Genomic DNA, 26,365 nt, shown 5'->3' on the forward strand with positions numbered 1-26,365 from the left:
GTCGTGCTCCGGTCATCTGCTGAACAGTTCGAACGTCACCGCCGGCCTGCCCCCGAACCGCTCCCCCATGGCCTCGGCGTGCCCGGTCAGGAAGCGGCGGACATAGGTCTCCGGGTCCTCGTCGGTCAGCACCTCGATGTAGCTGCGGTGTTCCAGCAGCGAGGCCACCGCGCGCTCCATGCCGGCCGTCGCGTCGACGGCGTGCGTGGGGGCGCTGGAGCCCGCGACCGCGACCCAGCGCACGCCGTCCCAGGGGTCGAGGCCCTGTTCGACGAGCTCGGGGAAGATCCACCGGTTTCCGGCGTCGCCGGCCGCGTCGAGCGTGGCCCGGCCGACGGCCACGTGGTCCGGGGTGTTCCAGGCGACGCCGCCCCAGGTGTCGCGGTGGTTGAGCGTGATGATCAGCTCGGGCCTGTGCCGGCGGATGGCGGCGGCGATGTCGCGGCGCAGGGCGGTGCCGTACTCGATGACCCCGTCCCGGTGGTCGAGGAACTCGACCTCCGACACGCCGACCACCGCCGCGCTCGCCCGCTGCTCCCGCTCGCGCAGCGGCCCGCACCGCGCGGGCTCGATGGTGTCGATGCCCGCCTCGCCCCGGGTCGCGAGGACATAGGCGACCTCGCGGCCCCCGTCGGTCCAGGCCGCGATCGCCGCCGAGCAGCCGTACTCCAGGTCGTCCGGGTGTGCCACGACGGCGAGGGCACGCCGCCAGTCGCCGGGCATGGGCTGCAGTTGAGTGGTCGTCATGTCCGCAGACTAGTCCGCGCCGCCGGCATCACGCCTCGTCCCGCACGAGGGCCAGCAGCCGGTCTAGGACGCGGGGGCCGCCGGTGCGGATGCCGTCGTGCTCGAACTCGTCCGTGATCCAGGTGCGCAGCCCGCGGATCGTGCGGGCGGTGCGCAGGGAGTGGGCCGTGTCGACGTACATGTCGTCGTGGTAGACGGCCGCCACGACCGGTACCTCGTTGGCGGCGAGGCGGGCCGGGTCGTACAGCGGCGTCCAGTCGGTGCGGGCGGCGAGCAGGTCCGCGGTCTCGCGCAGCGGGCGCAGGGCCGGGTCGCACTCGAACATCCAGGGGTGAATCGATTCTCCCGTGAACAGGAGGGGCTCGTCTCCCGCGAGCGCCTTGGCGGCGTCGAACTGCGGGAACTCGGCGCGGACCCGCTCGGCCGACCAGTCGGTGGGCCGGGCGTCCTGGCCGTAGATCGACTCGTGGATCAGGGCGTACAGCGGGTGGCGGGCGTAGGAGAGCATGGCCTGCACCTGCTCCAGGAACGCGTCGGAGAGCGTGAAGCCCTGCGGGGTGCGGACGAAGGCGTTCTCCAGGAGGTAGTGGAGGCGGTGGGTGCCGTCGCCGGTGCCGAGGACGATGCCGAGGGACTGGAAGGCCTCGACGGTGAGCCGGTAGCCGTTGGGCAGGACCACGTCGTGGTGAAGCAGGTGGTCGGCGATGCGGCGGGCGCGTTCGGCGTCCTGGGGGTAGCGGGCGTAGTGGGCGCCGACCTTGCGTTCGATACGCGGGAAGGCGGCCCGGTAGACGTCGTCGGCGTGGGCGTCGAGGGACGGCAGCCCGCCCGTGATGACGGCGGTGGCCAGGCCCTCGGGGGCGAGGGAGAGGTAGCCGGTCACGCAGAAGCCGCCGAAGCTCTGGCCGAGGACGGTCCAGGGGGCGCCGCCGGTGACCTCGGCGCGGATGGCCTCGCAGTCGCGGACGATCGCGTCGGCGCGGAAGTGCGTGAGGTAGCCGGCCTGCTCGGCCGGGCCGCCGCGCAGCGGGAGCGTCTGGCGGGTGGCGGGCGTGCTGTGGCCGGTGCCGCGCTGGTCGAGGAGGAGGACGCGGTACTCCTTCAGGGCCCTGCCGAGCCAGCCCGGCCGGCCGACGGAGCGGTCCGCGCCGAAGCCGGGGCCGCCCTGGAGGTAGAGCAGCCACGGGAGGTCCTGGTGCGTCTTGTCGCTCGCGACGACCTCGCGGGCGTACAGCTCGATCGTCTCGCCGCCGGGGCGGTCGTGGTCCAGGGGGACGGTGAAGCGGCGGTCGGTGAGGACGACTCCGGGCTGGCGGTAGCTGTGGGTCAACAGGGCTCCCGGGACGGACGGATTTTCGGGCCGCGTCCCAGTTCATCACAGCGAACGTCCGCTCGTGAGCCCTTCGATCATGAAACCTTGCTGAACGGTGGTTCAGACTCGCCGGGCGGCTCAGCGGGCGGACAGGCTGGAGCGGCGGACCACCAGCTCGGGCTGGAGGACGACCCTGCGGTGCTCGTGTGCCCGCCCCGCGCCCTCCTCCTCCGTCTCCTCCAGGAGCAGATCGGCGGCCATGGCGCCCATGGTGACGGCGGGCTGCCGCACCGAGGTGAGCGGGACGGCGGCGGCGGCGGCGAACTCGATGTCGTCGTAGCCGACGATGGCGAGGTCGTCGGGGACGCCGACCCCGGCCGCGTACATGGCCTGCAGGACGCCGAGGGCGAGCAGGTCGTTGGCGCAGAACACGGCGGTGGGCCGGTCGGCGAGGCCGAGGAGGCGGGCCCCGGCGTCGCGGCCGGCGGCGACGTCCAGCCGTTCGGTGGGCAGTTCCCGCAGCGCGTCGGGCCCGAGCCCGGCCTCGGCGAGCGCTTCTAGGGCGCCGGTGCGCCGGTCTCGGACCTGGTTCAGGCCGGGCGGGCCGCTGACGTAGGCGAGGGAGCGGTGCCCGGCGTCGACGAGGTGGCGTACGGCCAGGGCGCCGCCCGCCACGTCGTCGACGGAGACGGAGCACTCGGTGGTGCCCTCGGCGACCCGGTCGACCAGGACGAAGGGGATGTTGTGCCGACGGAACGCCTCGATGTTGCGGCCGGTCGCGTCGGCGGGCGTGAGCAGCACGCCGCGCACCCTCTGCTCGGCGAAGAGCGACAGGTACTCGGCCTCCTCGCCCGGGTCCTGGGCGCTGTTGCAGACCATCACGCCGAGTCCGGCCCCGCGGGCGGCGCGCTCGGCGCCGCGCGCCACGTCGACGAAGAAGGGGTTGCCCATGTCCAGGACGAGCAGCCCCATGATGCGGCTGCGGCCGGCGCGCAGCTGGCGCGCCGACTCGCTGCGGACGTAGCCGAGCCGGTCTATCGCGGACAGCACGCGGGCCCGGGTCTCGGTCGCGACCGTGTCCGGGCGGTTGATCACGTTCGAGACCGTGCCGACGGAGACTCCGGCGACGCGGGCGACGTCCTTGATACCCACCGACTGGGCCATCGGGCAGGGACCTCCAGAGGGAGACGAGGGGGGCGGCGGCCGGGGCGGCTTCACATTACCGGCACGCCGCCCCGGGAACCGGATGCGGTCAGGCGGGAAGGCGGAAGTCGATCACGTGCAGCGCCGAGGGCGTCGTGCCGCTGGACTTCTCCTGGTACATGAAGGACAGCACCCCGTCCTGCGCGACCCGCGTCTCGTCGATGACGACCTCGCCGAAGGCGTTGAGGCCGCTGCCGTCGAAGAGGATCCTCCAGTCGGTGTACCCGGAGGCGGCCGAGGCGCCGGCGATCCGCCCGAAGGGGAAGATCGCGTACGCGTTGTCGTACTTGTCCAGGATCAGCTTGGTGCGCTGGCTGGAGTTCAGCGGGACCGGAATCTCGGTCTTCTGCCAGGTGCCGGCGGCGTTCCTGCGGACGTGGAAGGCACGGCCGTTCGCGGTCCGGTTCGCGACGTAGTTCGTGGTGCACTGGCCGAAGCGGCCGGGGACGTAGGAGATGATCGCGTGCGGCCGGCCGGCGGAGTCGGTGAACTGGCTCTCCTGGTTCATCAGGGAGTGGTCCGGGTTGAGCGGGTCGACGACCAGGCCGGCGTCGGTCACGGACACCTTGTCGGAGCCGCCGGTGACGCCGACGACGGTGCCGGCGTTGTTGCGCCAGGTGCGGCCCCGGTCGTCGGAGTAGACGTAGCCGGTGTCGTGGTTGGTGATGCCGCCGCTGTTGCACATCACGGCGCCGTTCTGCTCGCGCCAGGTGAAGAAGGAGTGCAGGCGGCCGTTCCGGTCGTAGTCGATGCCGTGCAGGTACATATTGCGGGCCGTCGAGGAGCCGTGTTCGCTGGTGTACGTGCCGGTCGAGCCCGACCACTCGCCGAGATTGGTCCACTTCGTGCCGTCGTACTCGGCGAGGGCGTTGCGCCCGTTGCCGGAGACGGCGACCCGGTAGCTCAGCTGGAGCTTGCCGTCCGGCGTGGAGACGAACTGGGGGTAGGTGAACTGCGAGGTCGGCGCCAGGCCGTCGAGCGTCGGCTGGGGCGCGCCGAAGCGGCTCGCGGTCCAGCTCAGGCCGCCGGGGTTGTCCATGAGCCCGGCGACCGACTTGACGTAGGTGAAGCCGTCGCTGTGGGAGTCCATGTTGAGGTGCAGCCGGCCGTCGACCTTGGAGACACCCATGGAGATGACGTTGTGGGAGTCGTTGTAGCGCAGGGTGTGCCCGACCTTCACGGTCGACCAGGTGCCCGCGCCGAGGGCGCGGCGGCCGACGACGGCGTTGCGGTCGGCGGTGTACCAGACGGCGTACTGGTAGCCCTTGTAGGTCAGCAGGCCGTTCTTCTGGAAGGCGTTGTTGTTGACCAGCCCGTCGTAGGACACGAAGAAGAGGGCCTGGCCGTCGAGGGTGGTGGTGCCGGTGCGGGTGACCGAGGGGCCGGGGTCGGCGGCCCGTGCCGTGCCGGAGGCGAAGGCGGGGGTCACCACTGCTCCCGCGAGGGCGGCGGCCAGCAGGGTACGTCTGTGCATCTCGTGGACTCCATCGTCATGCGAGGTGGAAGACTTCGGTGAGCGGTTTCATGGCCTCGTCGGGCCGGGCGCCGTCCAGCGACTCGAAGAACGGCGCCATCTCCGCCTGCCAGCGGGCGTTGACGTCGGTGGCCTCCATGGCGGCCCGGGTGGCCGCGAAGTCCTCGGTCTCCAGGTAGCCGACGAGCAGTCCGTCCTCGCGCAGGAAGAGCGAGTAGTTGTGCCAGCCGGTCTCCGAGAGCGCCCGGAGCATCTCGGGCCATACCGCGGCGTGCCGCTCGCGGTACTCGTCGAGGCGCTCCGCCCGGACCTTCAGCAGGAAGCACACGCGCTGCATCAACGACCTCCCAGGGTCTAGAAGTTGAACCGGTCGATGTTCTTGGCGTCGAACACGGTCGGCTTGCCGAGGCTGATCACGCCGTCCTTGCCGATGGTGTACTCGCCCATGGGGCCGGCCTTGAAGGTCTCGCCCTCCTTGCCGGTGATCTGCCCGGAGGACAGGGCGACGGCGGTCCGGGCGGCCAGTTCGCCGAGCTTGGCCGGGTCCCACAGCTCGAACGCCTCGACGGTGCCGTTCTTGACGTACTTGCGCATGTCGTTGGGGGTGCCGAGGCCGGTCAGCTTGACCTTGCCCTTGTACTTGGAGCCCGACAGGTACTGGGCGGCGGCCTTGATGCCGACGGTGGTCGGGGAGATGATCCCCTTCAGGTTCGGGTACTCCTGGAGCAGGCCCTGGGTCTGCTGGAAGGACTGCTGGGCGTCGTCGTTGCCGTACGCGGTCTTCACCAGCTTCATGTTCTTGTACTCGGGCTTCTTCAGCTCGTCCTTCATGAAGTCGATCCAGGTGTTCTGGTTCGTCGCGGTCTGCGCGGCGGACAGGATCGCGATCTCGCCCTTGTAGCCGATCTGCTTGGCGAGCAGCTGCACCTCGGTGCGGCCCAGGTCCTCGGCGGAGGCCTGCGAGACGAAGGCGTTGCGGCAGCCGGGCGTGGTGTCGGAGTCGTAGGTGACGACCTTGATGTCGTTCTTCATGGCCTGCTTGAGCGCGGTGCACAGGGCGCCCGGGTCCTGCGCGGACACGGCCATCGCGTCGACCTGCTGCTGCGTGAGCGTGTTGACGTAGGAGACCTGCCCGGCGGTGTCGGTCGCGCTGGACGGGCCGACCTCCTTGTAGCTGGAGCCCAGCTCCTTGAGCGCCTTCTCGCCGCCCTTGTCGGCGCTGGTGAAGTAGGGGTTGTTGACCTGCTTGGGCAGGAACCCGACGGTGAGCCCCTTCTTCAGCTCGGCGTTGGGGTCGGCCTTGCCGGCGGTGGCGGCGGAGGCGCCCTCGTTCGCGACGTCCTTCTTGGTGGTGCCGCCGCAGGCGGTGAGCGCGAGTGCGAGAGAGGTGGCGGTGGCGAGGGCCGCGCAGCTGCGGCGGAGGGTTGTCTTACGCATGACGGTTTCCTTTGACGAAGGTGAGTGAGACGCGCCCTTGTCTTTCAGGGGCGCGGGGAACTGCGCGAACAGCCACAGCGGACGGTCAGCCGGACGACGACTGAGCACGCACGACGGCGATCTGCCGCGCGACCCGCGGTCCGAGTACGGAAAGCACGAGCAACACACCGGTGACGACGATCTGCGACTGCGCGGAAACGTCCTGGAGGCTCATCACGTTCTGCAACGCCCCCAGCAGAAACACCCCGGCGATGGCACCGCCGAGCGTGCCCTTGCCGCCGTCGAAGTCGATACCGCCGAGCAACACGGCGGCCACGACGGACAGTTCGAGGCCGGTGGCGTTGTCGTAGCGGGCGCTGGCGTAGTGCAGCGCCCAGAAGATGCCGGTCAGGGAGGCCATCAGGCCGGTCAGGGTGAACAGGATCAGCTTCTGGCGCTTGACGCGGATGCCGGCGAAGCGGGCCGCCTCCTCGCTCGCCCCGATCGCGAACAGCGACCGGCCGAACGGCGTGGCGTGCAGCGCGACCACGGCGATCGCGAGCAGGACGAGGAACGGCAGGAAGGCGTACGGGATGAAGGTGTCACCGATGCGCCCGGCCGCGAAGTCCAGGTACTGCGTCGGGAAGTCGGTCACCGCGTCGGACCCGAGCACGATCTGTGCGATGCCCCGGTAGGCGGCCAGCGTGCCGATGGTGACGGCGAGGGACGGCAGCCCCAGCCGGGTCACCAGCAGCCCGTTGACCAGCCCGCACCCGACGCCGAGCAGCAGGCAGATCGGGATGATCGTCTCGATGGTCATGCCCTGGTTCCACAGGGCGCCCATCACGGCACCGGAGAGACCGGCCGTGGAGGCGACCGACAGGTCGATCTCACCGGAGACGACCAGCAGGGTCATCGGCAGTGCGATCAGCGCGATCGGCAGCGTGTTGCCGATCAGGAACGACAGGTTGAGCGCGTTGCCGAACCCGTCGACGAAGCCGAAGGAGAACAGCAGGACCACGACGAGCAGGGCGCCGACGGCGGAATCCCACCTCTTCAGGCCGGACCAGCCGGCCGCTCGGCTCGGGGAGATGTCAGCCATGGCGGGCGTTCCTCTTCTTCAGGGCGGAGGCCACGCGCAGCGCGACGATCCGGTCGACCGCGATCGCGAGGATGAGCAGGATGCCGTTGATGGCGAGCACCCAGACGGAGCTGACGCCGAGGGCGGGCAGCACGCTGTTGATGGAGGTCAGCAGCAGCGCGCCGAGGGCCGCGCCGTAGACGCTGCCGGAGCCGCCGGTGAAGACGACGCCGCCGACCACGACCGCGCTGACGACGGTCAGTTCGTAGCCGTTGCCGGTGCCGGAGTCGACGTTGCCGAACCGGGCGAGGTACATCGCGCCGGCGAGTCCGGCGAGGGCACCGCAGAAGGTGTACGCGGCGAGGATCCGCTTGCGGACGGGGATGCCGGCGAGGCGGGCGGCCTCGGGGTTGGAGCCGAGCGCGTACAGCTCGCGGCCGCTGGCGAAGTGCTTGAGGTAGTAGGCGGTGGCGACGAGCACCGCCAGCGCGATCAGCGCCAGGTACGGCACCGCCGAGATGCCGCCGGAGCCGAAGTCGACGAACCCGCCGGGCAGGTCGGCCGCGGTGATCTGCCGGGAGCCGACCCAGATGGAGTCGATGCCGCGGATGATGTAGAGCGTGCCGAGGGTGACGACGAGCGCGGGCACCTGGCCGAGGCTGACGAGCAGTCCGTTGAGCAGGCCGAAGCCGATGCCGAGCAACACGGCCAGCGCGATCGCCACGACCGGGTTGCCGCCGCCCTGGAGGTGGACGCCGGCGGCGAAGGCGCTGATGCCGAGCGTGGATCCGACGGACAGGTCGACGTTGCGGGTGATGACGACGAGGGACTGGCCGGTGGCGACCAGGACGAGGATCGTCGCGTTCAGCAGCAGGTCCTTGATGCCCTGCTCGGACAGGAACTCGCTGTTGCCGGCCTGGGTGATGGCGATCATCACCAGGAAGACGACCAGGATGGCGAGTTCGCGCATCTTGAAGACGCGGTCGACCAGCCGGGTGCCGCTCGACCTGGGGACGTCGGCCACGGGGGCTTCTTGCGGGGTGACGACCGTCATGCGGCGGCCCTCCCGGTGGCTGCGGCCATCACGGTTTCCTCGGTGGCGTCGGTGCGGGGGATCTCGGCGGTGAGGCGGCCCTCGTGCATCACCAGCACGCGGTCGGCCATGCCGAGGATCTCGGGCAGGTCGGAGGAGATCATCAGGACGGCCACGCCGTCGGCGGCCAGCTGGGACAGCAGCCGGTGCACCTCGGCCTTGGTGCCGACGTCGATGCCGCGGGTGGGCTCGTCGACGATCAGTACCTTCGGGCCGGTGGCCAGCCACTTGGCGAGCACGACCTTCTGCTGGTTGCCGCCGGAGAGCGTGTTGACGGTGTCGGCGATCCGGGCGTACTTCACCTGGAGCTTGACGGCCCAGTCGAGGGAGCGGCTGCGCTCGGCGCCGCGGTCCATGAGCCCGGCCTTCACGGTCGTGCGCAGCCCGGTCAGCCCGATGTTGCGCTCGATGGACATGTCCATCACCAGGCCCTGGGCGCGCCGGTCCTCGGGGACCAGGGCGAGTCCGGCGGCCATGGCGGTAGAGGGCGCTCCGTTGACCAGGGCCTTGCCGCGGACGGTGACGTCGCCGGCGTCCCAGCGGTCGATGCCGAAGACGGCCCGGGCGACCTCCGTGCGCCCGGCGCCGACGAGTCCGGCCAGGCCGACGATCTCGCCGTGCCGGACATCGAAGGAGACGTCGGTGAACACGCCCTCGCGGGTCAGCCGGCGCACGCTCAGGGCGACCTCGCCCGGCTCGACCTCCTGCTTGGGGTACAGCTCGTCGAGGTCACGCCCGACCATGCGGCGCACGAGGTCGTCCTCGGTCATGCCCTCCAGGGGCTCGCTGGCGATCCAGGCGCCGTCGCGCAGGGTGGTGACCCGCCGGCAGATCTCGAAGATCTCCTCCAGCCGGTGGGAGATGAACAGCACGGCGGCGCCCTGGTCGCGCAGGGTGCGCACGACACCGAAGAGGCGGGCGACCTCGCTGCCGGTGAGGGCGGCCGTCGGCTCGTCCATGATCAGGACGCGGGCGTCGAAGGAGAGCGCCTTGGCGATCTCGACGATCTGCTGGTCGGCGATGGACAGACCGCGGGCGGGCCGGTCGGGGTCGAGTTCGACGCCGAGGCGCTCCATCAGGGCGGCCGTCGCGTTGTGGGTGGCCTTGTGGTCGATCCGGCCGAGGGCGCGGCGCGGCTGGCGGCCCATGTAGATGTTCTCGGCGATCGACAGGTCGGGGAAGAGCGTGGGCTCCTGGTAGATCACGGCGATGCCGGCGTCTCGGGCGTCGCCGGGGCCGTGGAAGGCGACGGGCGCACCGTCGAGCAGCACCTGGCCGGCGTCCGGGCGGTGCACCCCGGCGAGAGTCTTGATGAGGGTGGACTTGCCGGCACCGTTCTCACCGGCGAGTGCGTGCACCTCCCCGGGGAACAGCTCCAGGGAGACGTCCCGCAGTGCGCGGACCGCGCCGAAGGACTTGGAGACGTCCTTCAGTGCGAGAACCGGGGCCGGACCCGTGGTGGACGGGTTGGTCATGAGGGCTCCTCGACGACGCCGGCGGGTCGGCCCTCTCGGCGTCGTGAAAGGTTTCAACTGGGTTGCCGGGACGTTAGGCGGGCCGCGCATGTCACGTCAATGGGTTCCGGTCGAAAAAGTTTCGAGGACCGAAGGGCACGCATGGATCACGGGAAACCGCCTTGGCCCGAGGGGTTGACACCCCTTCGGGGGACCCATAGCTTCGCGTCCTGAATCGTTTCATTCAGTGGTCGTCACGACCCGATGTCACAGGAGCCTGACGTGACCGAGCTCGCCGCGGCGAAGGCCGCTCTCAAGACACAGGCCGTCGAGACGCCGTCGTGGGCGTACGGCAACTCGGGCACGCGGTTCAAGGTGTTCGCGCAGCAGGGTGTACCGCGCACTCCTTTCGAGAAATTGGACGACGCGGCGAAGGTGCACGAGTTCACCGGCGTCGCCCCGACGGTGGCCCTGCACATCCCGTGGGACGAGGTCGACGACTACGCGGCGCTGGCCAAGCATGCCGAGCAGCGCGGGGTGAAGCTCGGGGCGATCAACTCCAACACGTTCCAGGACGACGACTACAAGCTCGGGAGCATCTGCCATCCGGAGGCCTCGGTGCGCCGGAAGGCCGTGGATCATCTGCTGGAGTGCGTCGACATCATGGATGCGACGGGTTCGGCGGATCTGAAGCTGTGGTTCGCCGACGGGACGAACTATCCCGGCCAGGACGACATCCGGGGGCGCCAGGACCGTCTGGCCGAGGGGCTGGCCGAGGTCTACGAGCGGCTCGGGGACGGGCAGCGGATGCTGCTGGAGTACAAGTTCTTCGAGCCGGCGTTCTACACGACGGACGTGCCCGACTGGGGCACCGCCTACGCCCACTGTCTGAAGCTCGGGCCGAAGGCGCAGGTCGTCGTCGACACGGGGCATCACGCGCCGGGGACCAACATCGAGTTCATCGTGGCGACCCTGCTGCGTGAGGGGAAGCTCGGGGGGTTCGACTTCAACTCCCGGTTCTACGCGGACGACGACCTCATGGTCGGGGCCGCGGATCCGTTCCAGCTGTTCCGGATCATGTACGAGGTCGTGCGGGGCGGTGGGTTCTCACCCGAGGTCGCGTTCATGCTCGACCAGTGCCACAACATCGAGGCGAAGATCCCGGCGATCATCCGGTCGGTGATGAACGTGCAGGAGGCCACGGCGAAGGCGCTGCTGGTCGACGGGGACGCCCTGGGGGCGGCGCAGCGCGGTGGTGACGTGCTGGAGGCGAATGCCGTGGTGATGGACGCGTACAACACGGATGTGCGGCCGTTGCTGCGGGAGGTGCGGGAGGAGATGGGGCTGGACCCCGAGCCTCTTGCCGCGTATCGGCGGTCCGGGTGGGGTGAGCGGATCGTGGCCGAGCGGGTTGGTGGGCAGCAGGCGGGGTGGGGGGCGTAAGCGTCTGCCGAGATCTGTTGATCGCGGAGCGCGGGTTGTCTGTCGTTGATCGCGCCCCGCGGCGGAGCCGCAGATCAAACGCAGCCCCGCGCCCCTGGAAGCAAGAACCCCACCGCCTCTCTCTTGAAAAGGAACTGGCATGGCTGTTCATCCCGAAGCCGACGCTCTGCTCGCCCGGTCGCACCGGCTGGGGGCCGATCCCCGGAACACGAACTACGCCGGGGGCAACGCCTCCGCCAAGGGCACCGAGACCGACCCCGTCACCGGTGGGGACGTCGAGTTGATGTGGGTCAAGGGGTCCGGGGGCGACCTCGGGACGCTGACCGAGGCCGGGCTCGCCGTACTGCGGCTCGACCGGATGCGGGCGCTCGTCGATGTCTATCCGGGCGTGGAGCACGAGGACGAGATGGTCGCCGCGTTCGACTACTGCCTGCACGGGAAGGGCGGGGCCGCTCCGTCCATCGACACCGCGATGCACGGGCTGGTCGAGGCCGCGCACGTCGATCATCTGCACCCCGACTCGGGGATCGCGCTCGCCTGTGCCGCCGACGGGGAGAAGCTGACCGCCGAGTGCTTCGGGGACAGTGTGGTCTGGGTGCCGTGGCGGCGGCCGGGATTCCAGCTCGGGCTGGACATCGCCGCGGTGAAGAAGGCCAATCCGCAGGCCATCGGGTGCGTTCTCGGCGGCCACGGGATCACCGCCTGGGGTGACACCTCCGAGGAGTGCGAGCGGAACTCGCTGCACCTCATCCGGACCGCCGAGACGTTCCTCGCCGAGCGGGGCAGGCCCGAGCCCTTCGGTCCGGTGATCGAGGGGTACGCGGCGCTGGGTGCCGACGAGCGGCGGGAGCGGGCCGCCGCCCTCGCGCCGTACGTGCGCGCCCTCGCCTCACAGGACCGGCCCCAGGTCGGGCACTTCACCGACTCCGAGGTCGTCCTCGACTTCCTCGCGAGCGCCGAGCACCCGCGGCTGGCCGCGCTGGGGACGTCCTGCCCGGACCACTTCCTGCGCACCAAGGTGCGGCCGCTGGTGCTGGACCTGCCGCCGGGCGCGCCGCTCGACGAGGCGATCGCCCGGCTGAAGGAGCTGCACACCGAGTACCGCGAGGAGTACGCCGCCTACTACGAGCGGCACGCCGAGCCCGGCTCCCCCGCCATGCGCGGCGCCGACCCGGCGATCGTGCTGGTGCCGGGCGTGGGCATGTTCTCCTTCGGCAAGGACAAGCAGACCGCCCGGGTCGCGGGCGAGTTCTACGTCAACGCCATCAACGTGATGCGCGGATCCGAGGCCGTCTCCACCTATGCGCCGATCGAGGAGTCCGAGAAGTTCCGCATCGAGTACTGGGCGCTGGAGGAGGCCAAGCTCCAGCGGATGCCGAAGCCCAAGGCGCTGGCGACCCGGGTGGCGCTGGTGACGGGTGCCGGGAGCGGGATCGGGAAGGCCATCGCGCACCGGCTCGTGGCCGAGGGCGCGTGTGTGGTCGTCGCCGATCTCAACACGGAGAACGCCGAGGCCGTCGCCGAGGAGCTGGGCGGACCCGACAAGGCCGTCGCGGTGACGGTGGACGTCACGTCCGAGGAGCAGATCGCCGAGGCGTTCCGCGCGGCCGTGCTGGCCTTCGGCGGGGTGGACCTCGTCGTCAACAACGCGGGCATCTCGATCTCCAAGCCGCTGCTGGAGACCTCCGCCAAGGACTGGGACCTCCAGCACGACATCATGGCGCGCGGGTCCTTCCTCGTGTCGCGGGAGGCCGCCCGGGTGATGATCGCCCAGGAGCTGGGCGGTGACATCGTCTACATCGCGTCCAAGAACGCCGTGTTCGCCGGTCCCAACAACATCGCCTACTCCGCCACCAAGGCCGACCAGGCCCACCAGGTGCGGCTGCTCGCCGCCGAGCTGGGCGAGCACGGCATCCGCGTGAACGGGGTCAACCCGGACGGTGTCGTGCGCGGGTCGGGGATCTTCGCCGGCGGGTGGGGAGCCAAGCGGGCCGCCGTGTACGGGGTGGAGGAGGAGAAGCTGGGCGAGTTCTACGCCCAGCGCACCATCCTCAAGCGCGAGGTGCTCCCCGAGCACGTGGCCAACGCCGTGTTCGCGCTGACCGGCGGGGACCTCACGCACACCACCGGCCTGCACGTCCCCGTCGACGCCGGCGTAGCGGCCGCCTTCCTGCGATGAGCGCCGCCGTGAAGTCGTACGCCGCGGTCGACCTCGGCGCGTCCAGCGGGCGCGTCATGGTCGGCCGCGTCGGCACGGACAGCCTGGAGCTCGCCGAGGCGCACCGCTTCCCCAACCGGCCCGTCCGGGTGCCCGAGGGGCTGCGCTGGGACGTGCTGGGGCTGTACGCCGGAGTGCTGGACGGGCTGCGGGCCGCGGGGCAGGTCGACTCCGTCGGCATCGACAGCTGGGCCGTGGACTACGGGCTGCTGGACGCGGACGGGGCGCTGCTCGGCAATCCCGTGCACTACCGGGACCCCCGGACCGAGGGTGTCGCGGAGAAGGTGTGGGCGACCGTCCCCGCCGAGGAGCTGTACGCCGCGACCGGGTTGCAGTACGCGCCCTTCAACACCCTGTACCAGCTCACCGCCGCCCGCTCCACGGCTCAGTTTGCGCAGGCCCGGCGGCTGTTGCTGATGCCGGACCTGCTGACGTACTGGCTGACCGGCGAGCAGGGCACGGAGCTGACCAACGCGTCCACGACCCAGCTGATCGACCCCGGGACGCGCGGCTGGGCGTACGACGTCGCCTCCCGGCTCGGCATCGACCTGGGGCTGTTCGCGCCCTTGCGGCACCCCGGCGATCCGGCGGGGCTGCTGCGCGACGCGGTGCTGGAGGAGACCGGGCTGAGCGGTCCCGTGCCGGTGACGGCCGTCGGGTCGCACGACACCGCCTCGGCGGTCGCCGCCGTACCCGCCTCGGGTGAGCGGTTCGCCTACATCTGCACAGGCACCTGGTCGCTGGCGGGTCTGGAGCTGGACGCGCCGGTGCTGACCGAGGAGAGCCGGGCGGCCAACTTCACCAACGAGCTGGGGCTGGACGGCACGGTCCGCTATCTGCGCAACATCATGGGGCTCTGGCTGCTCCAGGAGTGCGTACGGGCCTGGGGCGACCCGGATCTGGGCGCGCTGCTGCTGGAGGCGTCCAAGGCTCCGGCGCTGCGTTCGGTCGTGGACGCGGGGGACGCCGCGTTCCTCGCACCCGGGCGGATGCCGGAGCGGATCGCCGAGGCGTGCCGCGTCTCGGGACAGCCCGTGCCCGGGTCGCCGGCCGAGGTGACGCGCTGCATCCTCGACTCCCTCGCGCTCGCCCACCGCAAGGCCGTCCAGGACGCCCAGCGGCTCGCCGGACACGCGGTCGACGTCGTGCACGTGGTCGGAGGCGGCACGCGCAACGCCCTGCTGTGCCAGCTGACCGCCGACGCGTGCGGGCTGCCGGTGGTGGCCGGGCCGACCGAGGCCGCCGCGCTCGGGAACGTCCTCGTGCAGGCGCGGGCGCACGGGCTGGTCGGTGACCTGCCCGGGATGCGGCGGCTGCTCGTGAACACCCAGCCGCTCACCCGGTACGAGCCGCGGGGCGGGACCGAGCGGTGGCAGGCCGCGCAGGCCCGGCTCGCCGGGGCCTGACGGGGTCTCCCCCACGACGTGTCCCCGGACTACGCTGCACATCCGATGATCAACCCCTAGGAGCCGCGATGCGTGTCGCCCTGTTCCTGACCTGTGTCAACGACACGCTCTATCCGGACACCGGGCGCGCCGTGGTGAAACTGCTGACCAGGCTGGGTGTCGACGTCGACTTCCCGATGGCGCAGACCTGCTGCGGACAGGCGCACTACAACACCGGGTACCGTCACGAGGCCGAGCCGCTCGCCCGGCATTTCTCCGATGTCTTCGGCGAGTACGAGGCGATCGTGACACCGTCCGGGTCGTGCGGGGCGATGGTGCGCGAGCTGTATCCGCGGATGGGCGAGCGGGCCCGGGCCGAAGGGCGTGGCGATGCCCTCGCGGCCACGCTGGCGCCGGTGGTGCCCAAGACGTACGAGCTCACGGAGTTCCTGGTCGACGTGCTGGGCGTGACGGACGTCGGGGCGTACTACCCGCACACGGTGACCTACCACCCGACCTGCCACGGGCTGCGCGGACTCGGGCTCGGGGACCGGCCGCGGCGGCTGCTCCGGGCGGTGAAGGGCCTGGAACTCGTCGAGCTGCCGGGGGCCGACGAGTGCTGCGGGTTCGGCGGCACCTTCGCGCTGAAGAATCCCGACGTCTCGGCGGCGATGGGCGCCGACAAGGTGCGCAACGCCGAGTCGACGGGCGCCGAGGTGCTGTGCGCGGCCGACAACTCCTGCCTGATGCACATCGGCGGGACGATGGCCCGGCTGCGGACCGGCATGCGGCCGGTGCACATCGCGGAGATCCTGGCGAGCACGGAGGAGGAACCGGCCGTATGAGCGGGACGTATCTCGGCATGCCGGCGTTTCCGGTCGCCGCGCGGGAGGCCGTGGGCAACACGACCCTGCGCGGCAATCTGCGGCACGCCACGCACACCATCCGCGCCAAGCGGGCGAAGGCCGTCACGGAGGTGTCCGACTGGGCCGAGCTGCGGGAGGCGGGCAAGCAGATCAAGGACCACACGCTGCGCCATCTCGACCACTACCTGGAGCAGTTGGAGGAGTCGGTCACGGCGGCGGGCGGCATCGTCCACTGGGCCGCCGACGCGGCCGAGGCCAACGAGATCGTCACCCAGCTCGTGAAGATGACCGGCGAGAGGGAGGTCGTCAAGGTCAAGTCGATGGCCACGCAGGAGATCGGGCTCAACGAGGCGCTGGAGGCCGAGGGCATCCACGCCTACGAGACCGATCTCGCCGAGCTGATCGTGCAGCTGGGCAAGGACCGGCCCTCGCACATCCTCGTCCCGGCCATCCACCGCAACCGGGGCGAGATCCGGGACATCTTCGCCCGTGAGATGAGCGAGTGGGGCCGCCCCGCTCCCGAGGGTCTTACCGACACACCGGCGGAACTCGCCGAGGCGGCCCGGCTGCACCTGCGGGAGAAGTTCCTGCGCGCCAAGGTCGGCATCTCCGGCGCCAACTTCATGGTCGCCGAGACGGGCACCCTGGTGGTCGTGGAGTCCGAGGGCAACGGCCGGATGTGCCTGACCCTGCCCGAGACGCTGATCTCGGTCGTCGGCATCGAGAAGATCGTGCCGACGTGGCAGGACCTGGAGGTCTTCCTGCAGACGCTCCCCCGCTCCTCCACCGCCGAGCGCATGAACCCGTACACGTCCACCTGGACGGGCACGACCGATCAGGACGGCCCGGGCACCTTCCATCTGGTGCTGCTGGACAACGGCCGCACCGACACCCTCGCCGACGAGGTCGGCCGGCAGGCGCTGCGCTGCATCCGCTGCTCGGCGTGCCTGAACGTGTGCCCGGTGTACGAGCGGGCCGGCGGCCATGCCTACGGCTCGGTGTACCCGGGGCCGATCGGCGCGATCCTCAGTCCCCAACTGCGGGGCACCGGCAGCGAGATCGACGCCTCGCTGCCGTACGCGTCCTCGCTGTGCGGGGCGTGCTACGAGGTGTGCCCGGTCGCCATCGACATCCCGGAGGTGCTGGTGCATCTGCGGGAGCGGGTCGTGCAGGGCGGGGAGGTCACCCGCGAGGGCAACAAGGTGGTGCTGCGGCCGGCGAAGGGGCATGCCGCCGAGCGGGCGGCGATGCGTGCGGCCCGCTGGGCCTTCACCCACCCGGGCGCGCTGCGCACGGGCCAGCGCGCCGCCTCCCGGTCCCGCCGCTTCCATCCCCGGACACTGCCGGGCCCGGGCAGGGCCTGGAGCGCGACCCGGGAGCTGCCGCCGGTGCCGGCCGAGCCGTTCCGGGACTGGTGGCAGCGGACTCACGGTGGGAAGGACGGGGACAGGTGAACAGCAGGGAACGGATCCTCGGCCGGGTGCGGCGCGCGCTGGCGGACGCGCCGGCCGACGAGGCGCCGATCGCGCGGGACTATCTGCGCGAGCACGGGCGGCGGACCGTCGCGGAGACGGTGGAGCTGCTCGCCGAGAACCTGGCGGACTACCGGGCGGTCGTGCACCGCACGGACATCGAGGGGCTGCCCGGGGTGATCGCGGGGCTCCTGGAGAAGCGCGGGGCGTCGTCGGTCCTGGTGCCGCCCGGGCTGGACGAGGAATGGCTGGCGGCCACCGGTGTGCCGCGGGTGGCGGACCGGGCCGATAGCACTCCGGGTGAACTGGACCGCGTGGACAGCGTGGTGACGGCCTGTGCGGTCGCCATCGCCGAGACCGGCACCATCGTGCTGGACGGCTCGCCCGACCAGGGCCGCCGCCGGATCACCCTCGTCCCGGACCATCACATCTGCGTCGTGCGGGTGCCTGGGCAGGTCGTGTCGTCGGTGCCGCAGGGCCTCGAACGCCTCGACCCGGCCCGCCCGTTGACCTGGATCTCCGGACCGTCGGCGACCAGCGACATCGAGCTGGACCGGGTCGAGGGGGTGCACGGGCCGCGCACTCTGGAGGTGGTGCTGGTCGGTCAGGGCAGGATCGAGTCGACGTAGCCGCCGTCGACCCGCAGGGCACCGCCCGTGGTCGCCGATGCGTGGTCGGAGGCGAGGTAGACGACCATGTTGGCGATCTCCTCCGGCTCGATCAGCCGCTGGAGCAGCGACTGCGGCCGGTGCTGCCGCATGAACGCGCGCTGGGCCTCGTCCCAGGGCAGGTCGCGGTCGACGAGCTGGTAGACGAAGTCCTCGACACCGCCGGTGTGGGTCGGGCCCGCGATGACCGAGTTCACCGTGACGCCGGTGCCGGCCGCCTGCTTGGCGAACCCCCGGCCCACCGCGAGCAGGGCGGTCTTGGACATGCCGTAGTGGATCATCTCGGCGGGGATGACGACCGCCGAGTCGCTGGCGATGTACTGGACACGTCCCCAGCCGCGCTCGGTCATGCCGGGCAGGACGAGCCGGGTGAGGCGCACGGCCGACAGGACGTTCACGTCGAAGTAGCGGCGCCACTCCTCGTCGCCGATCTCCAGGGGGTCGGCGGACTCGAAGACGCCGAGGTTGTTGACGAGGACGTCGACCTGCCCGAGCTCGTCCACCGCCTGCCGGGCGCCCTCGTCGGTGGTGACGTCGGCGGCCACGGGCACCAGGTCGGCGCCGGGCACCTCGTCCCGCATCCGGTCGACCGCCTCCCGCACCCGGGCGGGCGTGCGGCCGTTGACACCCACCCGGGCGCCCGACCGGGCGAGCCCCGCGGCGATGGCGGCGCCGATGCCCTGGGTGGAGCCGGTGACCAGAGCGGTGCGGCCCTTCAGATCGATCTGCATGCCGTGTCAGCCCTTTCCGTACGGGAGCGGCCGAGTACCCGCGGGGTGTCGCTGGGTACACCCCCCGATACGGGTTCTGCGGCCAGTGTGGTCAGGTCCCCCGCTCCGTAGCGTCGAGGGCGAGACACAGGGCGTGTCGGACGAAGGGGGGACGACGACGATGGTGCGCACCGGACCACGACAGGACCAGGACACGGGACCGGCGGCCGAGGCGCTGCGGCTGGTCAAGGTGATCAAGACCTACGGGAGCGCCGGCAGCGCCGTTGACCGCCCTGGACGGGGTGACGCTCGGCCTGGAGCGGGGCACCTTCACCGCGGTGATGGGGCCGTCCGGCTCCGGGAAGTCGACCCTGCTGCAGTGCGCGGCGGGTCTCGACCGGCCCGACAGCGGCATCGTGCGGGTCGACGGCACCGAGCTGACGGGCGGGGGCGAGGCCGAGCTGACGAGGTTCCGGCGCGGGCGGATCGGGTTCGTTTTCCAGCAGTACAACCTGCTGGACACCCTGACCGTCGCGCAGAACACGGTGCTGCCGCTGAAGCTGGCCGGGCGGCGTGTGGACCGGCGGCGGGTCCGGGACGTGCTGACCGCCGTGGGGCTCGGCGACCGGCTCGGGCACCGGCCCGATCAGCTCTCCGGTGGTCAGCGCCAGCGGGTGGCGATCGCCCGGGCGCTGGTCACCGAACCGCGGGTGATCTTCGCGGACGAGCCGACGGGCGCGCTGGACACGCGCAGCGCGCGCGGAGTGCTGCGGCTGCTCCAGGACGCGGTGCGGGTGCACGGCCGGACGGTGGTGATGGTGACGCACGATCCGGTCGCCGCCTCCTACGCCGACTCCGTGCTGTTCCTCGCCGACGGACGGCTGGCGGGCCGGATGGACGCCCCGACGCCGGACAGGGTCGCCGAGCGGCTGGCGCACCTGGGCGACGACGTGCCGACGGGGGTGTGAGTCATGTTCGTACTGGCGATGCGGTCGGTCCGGCAGCGGCCCGGGCGGTTCCTCGCGACCCTGCTGTCCGCGTTCCTGGGCGCGACGATCATCATGACGTTCAACGCGATGCACGACACGGCCGGGCAGCCGGGCGTGGACGCGGTCAGCTCGGAGACGCTCGCCACCGCCGCGGGCGTGGTCGGCGGTTACGGCACCCTGCTGGTGTTCTTCGCGATCGCCTCGACGCTGACGGTGAACGTGCGTCAGCGGGCCGCCGAGATGGAGCTGTTGCGCTGCTCGGGGGCGACTCCGGGGCAGATCAAGGGGATGGTCGTGGGTGAGGCGGTGGCCGTGGCGCTGGCCGGTGCGGCGCTGGCGACCGGCCCGGCGATGCTCGGCGGCCGGGCCCTGCTGGCGGTGTTCCAGGACAGCGGCCAGGTCGCACGGTCCGTCGAGTTCTCCTTCGGGCCCGTGGCGTTCCTGACCGGCTTCCCCATCACGCTGCTCGCCGCCGTGGGCGCCGCGTTCCTCGCCGTGCGGCGGGCGAGCGGCCGCAGCCGGCGGCGGGGCCGGGCCCGGACGGCCCTGACCTGGGCGGCGCTGCTGGCCGGCGCCGCGGCGGCGACCTCGACCTTCGCCTTCTCGGCGACGGACGCCGCACTGATGGCGCCTCCGGCGTACGGGGCGATCCTGCTGTCCGTCGGGTGTGCCCTGAAGGCGCCGCGGCTGCTGGCGGCCGTGCTGGACCGGCTGCCGCCGGGGGGTGCGAGCGGCTGGCTGGCGGCGCGCAACCTGCGGGAGCGGGCCGGGCAGCTCGCCGGGATCCTGATGTCGCTGATCCTGTTCACCGCGGTCGCCACGGCGACGCTGACCATGCAGGCGGTGGAGAACGACGCCGTCGCCGCCTCGGGGGCGGTGAAGTCGGTCGACGCGAAGAACCTGGAGACGCTCAACCTCACGGTGGTCGGCATCATCGTGGTCTTCGTCTGCGTCATGCTGGTCAACTCCCTGTACGCGGCGACCAGTTACCGCGAGCGGGAGTTCGGGCAGCAGCGGCTGGCGGGGGCGACTCCCGGGCAGGTGCTGGGCGTGGTGGGCGCCGAGGGGCTGGTCCTGACGGTCGTCGGTGTCTTCTTCGGCACCGCGGCGGCGCTGGCGGGGATCGTCCCGTTCACCGTGGTCCGCACGGACGCGGTGCTGCCGGAGCAGGCGCTGGGCGTGTGGCTCGCGGTCGTGGGGATCGCCGCGGCGGTGACGACGGGGACCGGTCTGCTCACGGCCCGGCGGGTGCTGCGCACTCCGGCGGTGCGGGCGGTGGCGTCGGCCGCGTGAGCCCCGTGAAGGGGGCAGCCGCTTCGGCGGCCGCCCCTTCACCGCGTGCCGGAGGCGCCCAGCAGCGCGGTCACGGTCGTCGTGGTCAGGCCGTCCGGCGTCTCGATCCCCGCCCCGGCCCGGGCACCGGCCCCCTCGAACCCGCCGCGTCGAGGAGCCGGTCCCGCGTGGACGCGTCGCCGGTTGTGGCCGTACGGGCGAGATCACCTCGCCCCGGACTCCGGGGAAACCGATCGGTTTTACCGACTGCTCGCCCGGGAACCCCGTGACAGCGTGGGTGAACAAGCGCTTAGATAGTGCCCCGTCCGTCCGACGCCGCCGTCCTGGAGGCTCCGTTGTTCACATCCGTCGACGACGTCTCCGCGCGCCTCGCCGAGACCGGCTACCTCGCCTCGCCCGCCGTCGCCACGACCGTCTTCCTCGCCGACCGGCTCGGCAAGCCGCTCCTGGTGGAGGGCCCGGCCGGCGTCGGCAAGACGGAGCTCGCCAAGGCGGTCGCCGAGGTCGCCGGAGCCCGGCTGGTGCGCCTCCAGTGCTACGAGGGGGTCGACGAGTCCCGCGCCCTGTACGAGTGGAACCACGCCAAGCAGCTCCTGCGCATCAGCGCGGGCCGCGACGAGACGTGGGACGAGGCCCGTACGGACATCTTCAGCGAGGAGTTCCTGCTCACCAGGCCGCTGCTGACCGCGATCCGGGGCGACGACCCGAAGGTCCTGCTGATCGACGAGACCGACAAGGCGGACGTCGAGGTGGAGGGCCTGCTGCTGGAGGTGCTCAGCGACTTCCAGGTGACCGTTCCCGAGCTGGGCACCATCAGCGCGACGCGCCGGCCCTTCGTCGTCCTCACCTCCAACGCCAGCCGGGAGCTGTCCGAGGCGCTGCGCCGCCGCTGCCTCTTCCTGCACATCGGGTTCCCGGACGAGGAGCTGGAGCGCCGGATCGTCCGGCTGAAGGTGCCCGGTCTCGACGAGGCGCTGGCCCGCTCGGTCGTCCGGGTCGTGGGCGCGCTGCGGGCGATGGACCTGCGGAAGGTGCCGTCGGTCGCCGAGACCGTCGACTGGGCGCACACCCTGCTCGCGCTCGGGGCCGGCTCGCTGGACGAGACGGTCGTGCGGGCGACGCTCGGAGTGCTCCTCAAGCATCAGGACGACGTCCTCAAGGCATCCGCCAAGCTTGACCTGGACGCCCTGTGACGACGCCGCCGGGCGTCGCCGAGCGGCTGACGTCGCTGGTCGGGGCGTTGCGCGCGCACGGCATGCGGATCGGTACCGGCGAGAGCGTCGACGCGGCGCGGGCGGTCGGGGAGCTGGGCCTCGCGGACCGGGAGCTGCTGCGCGAGGGGCTGGCGGCGACGCTGCTGCACGGGCCCGGGCAACGGCAGGTGTTCGATTCGGTCTTCGACCTCTACTTCCCCCGCGGTGTCGGCGGCCCGGGGCAGCGGGCGGCGGGACGGGAGGACCTGCGGGACCGGCTGGCCGACGCCCTGACCGCCGGCGACCAGGAGATGCTGGGCCGGCTGGCGATCGAGGCGGTCGACGGTTTCGGCGGCTACGGCTCCTCGCCGGAGTCGGACGGCTGGTCGTCGTACCAGACACTCGAACGGCTGCGGCCGCAGACACTGCTGGCCCGGGTGCGCGACAACGTCCGGGGGCAGGGCGGGAGTACGGGGTTCGCGGACCGGCTGCTGGAGGACGAGATCCGGCGGCGCATCGACACCTTCCGGGCCATGGTGGCGGCCGAGGCACGGCGGCGGGTCGCCGAGCGGCGCGGCCGGGACGAGATCGCCCGGCGGGCGGTGGCCCCGACCGCCGACCGGGTCGACTTCCTGTTCGCCGGGCAGGACCGGCTGGCCGAACTGCGCAGGACGGTGCAGCCGCTCGCCCGCAAGCTCGCGACCCGGCTGGCCGCCCGGCGCCGCCGTGCCTCCCGGGGCACGATCGATCTGCGGCGCACCCTGCGCGGTTCGCTGTCGACGGGCGGGGTGCCGATGAAGCCGGTGCTGCGCAGACGGCGTCCCGCGCGTCCCGAACTGGTGCTGCTGTGCGATGTGTCGGGGTCGGTCTCCGGCTTCTCCGACTTCACGATGCTGCTGGTGCAGGCGCTGCACGACCAGTTCAGCAAGGTGCGGGTGTTCGCCTTCGTCAACCGGATCGACGAGGTGACCGGACTGCTGGAGCACGGCAGGGCCGACCCGGAGGGCCTCGGCGCGCGCATCCAGGGGGAGGCGGCCGTCACGGGCTATCACGGGAGCAGCGACTACGGCATGGCGCTGGGCGAGTTCGCCGAGCGGTACGCGGACGCGGTCGGGTCCCGCACGACCGTGTTCGTCCTCGGTGACGCCCGCACGAACCGGAGCGATCCCAACCTGCCCGCCCTGCGGCAGATCGCCGAGCGCGCCCGCCGCGTCCACTGGCTCAATCCCGAGCAGCGCTCGCGCTGGGGCACGGGTGACTCCGTCGCGCCCGCTTACGCCGGGCTGGTGGAGATGCACGAATGCCGCAACGCCCGGCAGTTGAGCGCGCTGGTGGCGCGGCTGCTGCCGGTGTGATCAGGCGGCGGTGAGCTGCGGGTAGAGGGCGGCCGGGTCGGCCGCAAGACCGGCCTTGACCTGGCGCGAGAGGTCGTCGGCCAGGACCTCGTATGCGCCGGACGCGATGCCGTCGAGGGCCTGGGCCGCGACGGAGCCGGCCGTGGACTTGGGGGCGTCGACTCCTGCGGTCATGTCCGTGTCGACGTAGCCGACATGGAGGCCGGTGACGTCGATCCCGCGCGGCTTCAGGTCCAGGCGCAGCGAGTTGGTCTGCGACCAGAAGGCGGCCTTGGAGGCGCTGTAGGAGCCCGCCAGGCCGATCCAGGACAGCACGGAGTGGACGTTGAGGATGTGGCCGCCGCCGTTGCGCTCGATGACGGGGACGAAGGCCCGGGTCACCAGAAGCGGCCCGTAGAAGTTGGTCTCGAACTCGCGGCGCACGTCCTCGACGGGCGAGTCGAGGAAGTTCGCGTTCACCGACGCGCCGGCGTTGTTGATCAGCAAGGTGACGTCCTGCGCCTGCTCGGCCGCGGCGGCGACGGACGCGGGGTCGGTCACCTCAAGGGCGAGCGGCACGGCGTCGGGGTTGGTGACGGTGCGCGGGTCGCGGGCGGTGGCGTACACCTTGCGCGCACCCCGCTCGTACAGGGCCGCGACCAGCGCGCGGCCGATACCGCGGCTGCCTCCGGTGACCAGGGCGACGGAACCTTCGATGGCGGTCATGGGAACTCCCTCATGCGTGCACAGCGTGGAAACCGATCGGTTTCCCATGCCGGGAAGCATAAACCGATCGGTTTCCATGGGCAAGGAGGGGTCCCTGCGGTACTGGCTAGTCCTTCTTGGCGTAGTCCTTGGCCATGCTGCCCGCGAAGTCGTACACCACGCACTGCTCGTCACCGACGACCCAGGCGTCGTGGCCGGGTGCGCAGACGAACACGTCGCCCGGGCCCACCTCGCTCTCGGCGCCGTCGTCCATGCGGATGTGCATACGGCCCGATACGACATAGCCGTTGTGATGGATCTGGCAACTGTCCGTCCCGGCGATCGGGGCCACGGACTCGGACCAGCGCCAGCCCGGTTCGAAGGTGGCCACGGCGAAGTCCAGTCCCGTCATGTGGACGGCTTCCAGGTGGCCTCGGGGGTAGTCACGCCGCTCGTCCGGCTTGTCGAGCGTCTTCACTTCCAGCATGACGCTCCTCCTCCGTGAGGGTTTGCCTCCATCGTCCGTCCGTGCGGTGGGCGGCGCCAATCAGGGTGTGGCGCTGCCGCATAGCTCGGCGAAGCGCGCCGCGTCCACGTTGCCGCCGGAGATGATCACGCCGACCCGGCGCGGCAGTGTGCCCGCCCGGCCGGTGAGCAGGGCGGCCAGCGGGGTGGCGCCGCTCGGCTCGACGACGGTCTTCAGGCGTTCGAAGGCGAAGCGCATCGCGTCGCGGATCTCGTCGTCGGTGACCAGCACGACGTCGTCGAGGAGCCGCCGGTTGACCGAGAAGGTCAGCTCCCCGGGGGTGTGCAGGGCCTGGCCGTCGGCGATGGTGCGCGGGACCGGGATGCTGATGCGCCGGCCCGCCTCCAGCGAGCGCTTCGTGTCGTCCCCGGTCTCCGGCTCGACACCGACGGTCCGGATGCGGGGATACAGGCCCTTGGCGGCCGTGGCACTGCCGGCCATCAGCCCGCCGCCGCCGACCGGCGTCAGCAGCGCGTCCAGCTCCCCCACCTCTTCGAGCAGTTCGAGGGCGGCCGTGCCCTGTCCGGCCATGACGTGCGGATGCTCGTACGGCGGGATGAGGGCGAGGCCGCGCTCGGCGGCGAGGGCCTCGGCGACGGCGACGCGGTCACCGGTGTAGCGGTCGTATGTGACGATCTCGGCGCCGTAGCCGGCGGTGGCCGCCCGCTTCGACGGCGGGGCGTCCTCGGGCATGACGATGACGGCGGTGGTGCCCAGCTCGCGGGCGGCCAGGGCGACGGCCTGGGCGTGGTTGCCGGAGGAGTAGGCGGCGATGCCACGGGAGAGCTGCTCGGGGGTGAGGCGGGAGGCGGCGTTGTAGGCGCCGCGGAACTTGAAGGCGCCCACACGCTGGAAGTTCTCGCACTTCAGGTAGATCTCCGCGCCCGCGAGCGCGTCCAGGGTGCGGGAGCGCAGCACGGGCGTGCGGTGGGCGACGCCCTTGAGCCGGGCGGCGGCGTCCCGGACGTCGTCGAGGGTGACCGGTGGGGTGGTGGTCGTCACGCGGGTCCTCCGGTGGAAGTGTCGTGGGCCGCCCGGGCCCGGGACAGGTAGTTGTAGGCGGAGGCACGGGAGATGCCGAGCCGGGCGGCGACCTGCTCGACGGCGCCGCGCACGGCGAAGACACCACGGGTGTCCAGTCCGCCGAACAGCTCCACGCGTTCCGCCCGGCCGAGCTCCGCCCAGCTGCCCCGCTGCCTTGACTGGTGAGCGTCGACGAGGGCGTCGACCACGGAGTCGATGTCGTTGCCGAAGGTGGTGGTCGGCAGCTCCGCCGGGGCGGTACCGAGCCCGGCGAGCGCACCGAGCAGGCCGTGGACCTGAGTGACGGCACTGACGTCCACGTTGACGCAGAGGGCGCCGAACACGGCTCCCGTGGAGTCGCGCAACACCATCGTCGAGGACTTCACCAGCGTCCCGTCGCGGGTGCGGGTGATGTAGTTCAGTTCGTCGGCTGCCTCGTCACCGCGGGCGAGGACGCGCAGGCCGATCTCGCTCATCGCCCCGCCGGCCGCCCGCCCGGTCACCGAACCGGCCACGGCGACCACGGACTTCTCCGGGTTCCGGTAGTCGTGCAGCACGACCTCGCAGACCGGCCCGAAGGTCGCGGCGACGCCCTCCACGACCGGCCTCAGCGCGGCGAGGATCGCGTCCCGCTCAGCGTTCGTTCCTCTGTCCATCCCGCCCCCTCTCACCCTCACCACTTTAGACCAGAAGTCCAGCACTTGGATAGAGAGTCCAACTCATCCCAACAGTTGGCAATGGTTTTCACATGACTTCGACC

23 protein-coding genes and 1 pseudogene are annotated in these 26,365 nt (G+C 71.6%); 10 read left to right on the plus strand and 14 right to left on the minus strand.

Annotation, left to right across the window (positions count from 1 at the left end):
* Positions 1-12: 12 nt before the first annotated feature.
* The 9 genes from HNR57_RS32785 to HNR57_RS32825 form a co-directional block, all read right to left on the minus strand.
* Entirely contained in the window at positions 13-747 is a 735-nt protein-coding gene (locus tag HNR57_RS32785; protein WP_184565872.1) for a PIG-L deacetylase family protein, read from the minus strand.
* A gap of 28 nt (positions 748-775) precedes the next feature.
* Positions 776-2,077, minus strand: coding sequence for an alpha/beta fold hydrolase (locus HNR57_RS32790; RefSeq protein WP_184565874.1), 1,302 nt, complete (start codon positions 2,075-2,077; stop codon positions 776-778).
* Between the two features lie 120 nt (positions 2,078-2,197).
* The gene (locus HNR57_RS32795; protein ID WP_184565876.1) at positions 2,198-3,223 is read right to left on the minus strand and encodes a LacI family DNA-binding transcriptional regulator; all 1,026 of its coding nucleotides are present in this window, start codon (positions 3,221-3,223) and stop codon (positions 2,198-2,200) included.
* A gap of 88 nt (positions 3,224-3,311) precedes the next feature.
* The gene (locus HNR57_RS32800) at positions 3,312-4,736 is read right to left on the minus strand and encodes a BNR repeat-containing protein (protein WP_184565877.1); all 1,425 of its coding nucleotides are present in this window, start codon (positions 4,734-4,736) and stop codon (positions 3,312-3,314) included.
* Positions 4,737-4,752: 16 nt separating this feature from the next.
* A complete protein-coding gene (locus HNR57_RS32805) occupies positions 4,753-5,073 on the minus strand; it encodes an L-rhamnose mutarotase (protein ID WP_184565879.1) in 321 nt (106 codons plus the stop codon).
* Between the two features lie 17 nt (positions 5,074-5,090).
* Positions 5,091-6,173, minus strand: a complete 1,083-nt coding sequence (gene rhaS / locus HNR57_RS32810; protein ID WP_184565880.1) for a rhamnose ABC transporter substrate-binding protein — start codon at positions 6,171-6,173, stop codon at positions 5,091-5,093.
* 85 nt (positions 6,174-6,258) lie between these two features.
* Positions 6,259-7,254, minus strand: coding sequence for an ABC transporter permease (locus HNR57_RS32815; protein ID WP_184565882.1), 996 nt, complete (start codon positions 7,252-7,254; stop codon positions 6,259-6,261).
* A complete protein-coding gene (locus HNR57_RS32820; protein ID WP_184565884.1) occupies positions 7,247-8,287 on the minus strand; it encodes an ABC transporter permease in 1,041 nt (346 codons plus the stop codon). Before HNR57_RS32820 ends, HNR57_RS32815 begins: the two co-directional genes overlap by 8 nt.
* A complete protein-coding gene (locus tag HNR57_RS32825; protein WP_184565886.1) occupies positions 8,284-9,801 on the minus strand; it encodes a sugar ABC transporter ATP-binding protein in 1,518 nt (505 codons plus the stop codon). Before HNR57_RS32825 ends, HNR57_RS32820 begins: the two co-directional genes overlap by 4 nt.
* A 261-nt stretch (positions 9,802-10,062) precedes the next feature.
* Here HNR57_RS32825 and rhaI point away from each other — a divergent pair, with 261 nt between their 5' ends.
* From rhaI to HNR57_RS32855, 6 genes are all read left to right on the plus strand, one after another.
* Positions 10,063-11,223, plus strand: coding sequence for an L-rhamnose isomerase (gene rhaI / locus HNR57_RS32830; protein WP_184565888.1), 1,161 nt, complete (start codon positions 10,063-10,065; stop codon positions 11,221-11,223).
* 139 nt (positions 11,224-11,362) lie between these two features.
* Entirely contained in the window at positions 11,363-13,402 is a 2,040-nt protein-coding gene (locus HNR57_RS32835) for a bifunctional aldolase/short-chain dehydrogenase (protein ID WP_184565890.1), read from the plus strand.
* A complete protein-coding gene (locus HNR57_RS32840; RefSeq protein ID WP_184565892.1) occupies positions 13,399-14,847 on the plus strand; it encodes a rhamnulokinase in 1,449 nt (482 codons plus the stop codon). Before HNR57_RS32835 ends, HNR57_RS32840 begins: the two co-directional genes overlap by 4 nt.
* Positions 14,848-14,915: 68 nt before the next feature.
* Complete coding sequence (locus HNR57_RS32845) at positions 14,916-15,671, plus strand: (Fe-S)-binding protein (RefSeq protein ID WP_184565894.1); 756 nt, start codon at positions 14,916-14,918, stop codon at positions 15,669-15,671.
* The gene (locus HNR57_RS32850) at positions 15,668-17,146 is read left to right on the plus strand and encodes a LutB/LldF family L-lactate oxidation iron-sulfur protein (RefSeq protein ID WP_184565896.1); all 1,479 of its coding nucleotides are present in this window, start codon (positions 15,668-15,670) and stop codon (positions 17,144-17,146) included. The genes HNR57_RS32845 and HNR57_RS32850 overlap by 4 nt, the downstream gene beginning before the upstream one ends.
* Entirely contained in the window at positions 17,143-17,793 is a 651-nt protein-coding gene (locus HNR57_RS32855; RefSeq protein ID WP_184565898.1) for a LutC/YkgG family protein, read from the plus strand. Before HNR57_RS32850 ends, HNR57_RS32855 begins: the two co-directional genes overlap by 4 nt.
* On the opposite strand, the gene HNR57_RS32860 is transcribed toward HNR57_RS32855, so the two are convergent.
* Positions 17,769-18,563: an SDR family NAD(P)-dependent oxidoreductase gene (locus tag HNR57_RS32860; protein WP_184565900.1), complete on the minus strand. Its 795-nt coding sequence runs from the start codon at positions 18,561-18,563 to the stop codon at positions 17,769-17,771. The two genes, HNR57_RS32855 and HNR57_RS32860, sit on opposite strands and share 25 nt — an antisense overlap.
* Before the next feature lie 160 nt (positions 18,564-18,723).
* On the opposite strand from HNR57_RS32860, the pseudogene HNR57_RS32865 reads away from it, so the two are divergent.
* The 4 genes and pseudogenes from HNR57_RS32865 (at position 18,724) to HNR57_RS32880 (ending at position 23,372) form a co-directional block, all read left to right on the plus strand.
* Positions 18,724-19,510, plus strand: a pseudogene (locus HNR57_RS32865) (ABC transporter ATP-binding protein).
* 3 nt (positions 19,511-19,513) lie between these two features.
* Positions 19,514-20,824, plus strand: a complete 1,311-nt coding sequence (locus HNR57_RS32870) for an FtsX-like permease family protein (RefSeq protein ID WP_184565902.1) — start codon at positions 19,514-19,516, stop codon at positions 20,822-20,824.
* A 335-nt stretch (positions 20,825-21,159) separates the two neighbouring features.
* On the plus strand, positions 21,160-22,017 hold the full coding sequence (locus HNR57_RS32875) for an AAA family ATPase (RefSeq protein WP_184565904.1): 858 nt from the start codon (positions 21,160-21,162) through the stop codon (positions 22,015-22,017).
* Positions 22,014-23,372: a vWA domain-containing protein gene (locus HNR57_RS32880; protein ID WP_184565906.1), complete on the plus strand. Its 1,359-nt coding sequence runs from the start codon at positions 22,014-22,016 to the stop codon at positions 23,370-23,372. The genes HNR57_RS32875 and HNR57_RS32880 overlap by 4 nt, the downstream gene beginning before the upstream one ends.
* On the opposite strand, the gene HNR57_RS32885 is transcribed toward HNR57_RS32880, so the two are convergent.
* The 4 genes from HNR57_RS32885 to HNR57_RS32900 form a co-directional block, all read right to left on the minus strand.
* Positions 23,373-24,077 carry an SDR family oxidoreductase gene (locus HNR57_RS32885; RefSeq protein ID WP_184565909.1) on the minus strand — a complete coding sequence of 235 codons (705 nt, stop codon included), beginning with the start codon at positions 24,075-24,077 and terminating at the stop codon, positions 23,373-23,375.
* 106 nt (positions 24,078-24,183) lie between these two features.
* Positions 24,184-24,543: a cupin domain-containing protein gene (locus tag HNR57_RS32890; RefSeq protein WP_184565911.1), complete on the minus strand. Its 360-nt coding sequence runs from the start codon at positions 24,541-24,543 to the stop codon at positions 24,184-24,186.
* Between the two features lie 60 nt (positions 24,544-24,603).
* Positions 24,604-25,584, minus strand: coding sequence for a pyridoxal-phosphate dependent enzyme (locus tag HNR57_RS32895; protein WP_184565913.1), 981 nt, complete (start codon positions 25,582-25,584; stop codon positions 24,604-24,606).
* Positions 25,581-26,261, minus strand: coding sequence for a helix-turn-helix transcriptional regulator (locus tag HNR57_RS32900; protein WP_184565915.1), 681 nt, complete (start codon positions 26,259-26,261; stop codon positions 25,581-25,583). Before HNR57_RS32900 ends, HNR57_RS32895 begins: the two co-directional genes overlap by 4 nt.
* Positions 26,262-26,365 lie beyond the last annotated feature (104 nt).

It is taken from the genome of Streptomyces paradoxus, assembly GCF_014202475.1.
GTDB classification, from domain to species: domain Bacteria; phylum Actinomycetota; class Actinomycetes; order Streptomycetales; family Streptomycetaceae; genus Streptomyces; species Streptomyces paradoxus.